The sequence below is a fragment of the Archangium sp. genome (assembly GCF_036389735.1).
Classification (GTDB): Bacteria; Myxococcota; Myxococcia; order Myxococcales; family Myxococcaceae; genus Archangium.
Genome location: NZ_DASVWK010000409.1, coordinates 1 through 3,322, shown reverse-complemented (window position 1 = coordinate 3,322; position 3,322 = coordinate 1). Strand labels below are relative to the sequence as shown.

Annotated in this window: 2 protein-coding genes and 1 pseudogene; all 3 read left to right on the top strand. The window is 70.2% G+C overall.

Going from position 1 to position 3,322, the window contains the following annotated elements; genetic code table 11:
* Window positions 1–523 (top strand): annotated as a pseudogene (locus VF794_RS14745) (ketopantoate reductase); the annotation flags it as partial.
* The gene (locus VF794_RS14740; protein WP_331110858.1) at window positions 520–1,443 is read left to right on the top strand and encodes a hypothetical protein; all 924 of its coding nucleotides are present in this window, start codon (window positions 520–522) and stop codon (window positions 1,441–1,443) included. The pseudogene VF794_RS14745 and the gene VF794_RS14740, both read left to right, overlap by 4 nt.
* A gap of 20 nt (window positions 1,444–1,463) precedes the next feature.
* On the top strand, window positions 1,464–3,322 hold a 1,859-nt coding region (locus tag VF794_RS14735; protein ID WP_331110856.1), incomplete at its 3' end, for an alpha-glucosidase.

Genomic DNA, 3,322 nt, shown 5'->3' with positions numbered 1-3,322 from the left:
CCCGGTCCCGAAGCCGGGCACGGCGTTCTGGTTCCCCCCGATGGCGCGAGGCCTGTTCAGCGGGCCCCCGGAGCGACTCCAGGAGGTGAGCCGGACGCTGAAGGCCGGTGGCTATCCGGCCGCGCGCCATCCCGACACGCTCCGCGCCGCGGCGATTCCCACCGCCGTGCTGACCGTCTTCATCGCTGGGCTGGAAGCGGCGGGCTGGAGCTTCGAGCGGTTCCTCGAGCGGGACTCGCTGGAGCGGGTCCACCAGGCCGCGCGGGAAGCGGTGCGGATCGCCGCCTGGCGCACCAAGGGCAGTGCCTCGGCCGTGTTGCCGCTCCTGCGCCCCGCCCTGTTCAAGGCGGTCCTGCCCCTGGCGGCCCGGCTCGTGCCCATGGACCTGGAGACCTACCTCCGGGTCCACTTCACCAAGGTAGGCGAGCAGACACGCTTGATGATGCGCGAGTACGTCGACCTGGGACGGAGCGCGGGGCTGCCCGTCCAGCACCTCCAGGTTGATGCTAGATTCGCACCATGAGCACCGCGAACGAGCCCACCCCCAACGGGGTAGCAACCGCGAACGAGCCGGGCCTGGAGCCGGCACCGGGGCCCGCCGAGGCGAACACGGTCCAGAAGCTGGCCCAGGGGCTCTCCACGCTGCCCATGGCCACCAACCCCTTCGGCTCGGGACAGGCGTCTCCCGAGCTCGACAGCGCCCTGGGCACGGAGCTGGCCACCCGGGTCGAGCAGGTGCTGGCCGGAGAGGTCGCCCAGGAGCTTCAGCAGGAGCTCGCGGAGTTGGTGATGTTGATTCCCAACACAATGGGGCAGCTCGGCCCCACGCAGCTCCAGATGCTGCGCTCGGCCGTGCGGGCGCTGCTGGGAGCCAAGCCGAACTTCACCTACGCGCGGGAGCTCAAGGAGGTGCTGAAGAAGGCCATCCGGGAAGAGAACTCCCCCCTGCGACTGTCCCATTGGCAGCGGGCCTCGCCGGCCATCCTCGTGGTGATGGGGCTCGGCCTCTTCGCGTACTTCGTCGCGCCGATGGCCCTCTGGGCGATTCCGAAGCTGATGCACTGGGGCGGGCGCACCATGGCGATGGGCCTGCTGGTCGAGGACCTCGTGCTCATCACCATCGTCGGGGCGCTCGGGAGCGTCACCAGCATCATGGTGCGGCTCCAGGACTTCAACAGCCGCTATAGCGAGAAGCCCGGCGCCCTGGTGCTCTTCGGCTTCTTCAAGCCCCTCATCGGGATGTTCTTCGCCCTGTTCTGCTACGGCCTCCTCAACGCGGGACTGGTGCCCGCGGTGGTGGTGCCCGAGGGCAAGGCCATCTACTTCTACATCACCATCGCCTTCATCGCCGGGTTCAGCGAGCGGTTCGCCGGGGACCTCATCTCCCAGGTGGAGAAGCGGGCCCTCCCCGATACCAGCGCCCTCCAGGGCGACAAACCGTAGCCCTCGCATAGGCTCGCCCCGTGCGAGCCCCCTGCCCTCTCCGCCTCCTCTGCCTCTCCCTGCTGCTGTGCGCCGCCTGCGGCTCGAATGACCTCGAGCCCGGCACGCTGTCCGCGCCCGGCCTGCACAGCCCCCTCTCGCTCCAGGCCGACGCCTTCGCGCTCCGGTGGACGGGAGGCGAGGCGCCCGTACTTCGCATCGAGCACGGCGGTCGCACCGTCTGGGAGAGTCTCCCCGGGCGCGCCTTCGTGACGGCCGGCCGCGGCACGGAGACGGTGCACGAGTCCCGGGGCCTGTTCTCCGTGAAGGACGCACTGGAGGAGCGCTGCGTGGACCAGCGCGTGACGGGCCTCGGCGAGCAGGGCCCGGGGACGGTGGAGGTGACGGGCACCCTGTCCTGCCGGGACGGCGAGGTGGGCTACAGCCTGCGCTTCACCAGCGCGGCCCCCCGGCAGCTCGGTTTCACGCTGGAGGTGAAGGACCCGCGCTACAACCGCGTGGCCCTCACGCAGGCGTCCGAGGAGGACGAGGGCGTCTACGGCTTCGGCGAGCAGTTCAGCTGGTTCGACCACAAGGGCCTGCGCGTCCCCATCCTCGTCTCCGAGCAGGGCATCGGCCGGGGCGCCTTCCCCATTACCCTCGGGGCGGACCTCACCGCGGGCGCCGGGGGCAACGGGCACACCACCTACGCGGCCGTGCCCCACTACCTCACCAGCCGCCTGCGCTCGCTCTTCCTGGAGAACACCGAGGTCTCCACCTTCGACCTGCGCGACGACGAGCGCATCACCGTGGAGCTCTTCTCCTCCACCATGCGGGGGCGCATCCTCTCGGGCACCACGCCGCTGGAACTCATCGAGGAGTACACGGCCTACGCCGGCCGGATGCGCCGGCTGCCGGACTGGATTCTCGGGGGCGCGGTGCTGGGCATGCAGGGGGGCACGGCCAAGGTGCGCGAGGTGCTCGCGAAGCTGGAGGAGCAGGACGTGCCGGTGGCGGCCTTCTGGCTCCAGGACTGGGTGGGCCAGCGTGTCACCAGCTTCGGCAAGCAGCTGTGGTGGAACTGGGAGCTGGACCCGGAGCGCTACCCCGAGTGGCCCGAGTTGGTGCGCTCGCTGGAGGCGCGGGACATCCGGGTGATGACGTACGTGAATCCCTTCCTCGCGGACGTGGAGGGGCAGAAGCCCTCGTACCGGCGCAACCTCTTCGCCGAGGCCAAGGAGCGCGGCTACCTCGTGCGCACCGCTGGGGACGCGCCGTACCTCATCCAGAACACCTCGTTCTCCGCGGGCCTGGTGGACCTGACGAACCCCGAGGCCCGGCGGTGGATGAAGGACGTGCTTCGCGACGAGGTGCTGGCGGTAGGGGCCTCGGGGTGGATGGCGGACTTCGGCGAGGCCCTGCCCTACGACGCGCGGCTGGCCGACGGCGACGCGCGACAGGCCCACAACGCGTACCCCGAGGAGTGGGCGAAGCTCAACCGCGAGCTCATCGAGGAGGTGGGGCGTGGGGAGGACGTGGTCTTCTTCATGCGCTCGGGCTTCACGCGCAGCCCGAGGCACACCACGCTCTTCTGGCTGGGGGACCAGCTCGTGAGCTGGGACGAGTCCGATGGCCTCGAGAGCGCGCTGACGGGGCTGCTCACGGGCGGGCTGTCGGGCTTCAGCCTGAACCACGCGGACATCGGCGGGTACACCACCATCGACAACCCGCTCCAGAACTACCACCGGAGCCCGGAGCTGCTGAAGCGCTGGACGGAGGTGGCGGCCTTCACTCCGGTGTTCCGCACGCACGAGGGCAACATCCCCGAGCGCAACGCGCAGGTGTACTCGGACACGGAGTCCCTCGCGCACTTCGCGCGGATGGCGAAGGTGTACCGGGC

Coding starts and splice junctions, on each gene's coding strand:
- VF794_RS14740 (WP_331110858.1), top strand. CDS start 520: ATGAGCACCGCGAACGAGCCCACCCCCAACGGGGTAGCAACCGCGAAC.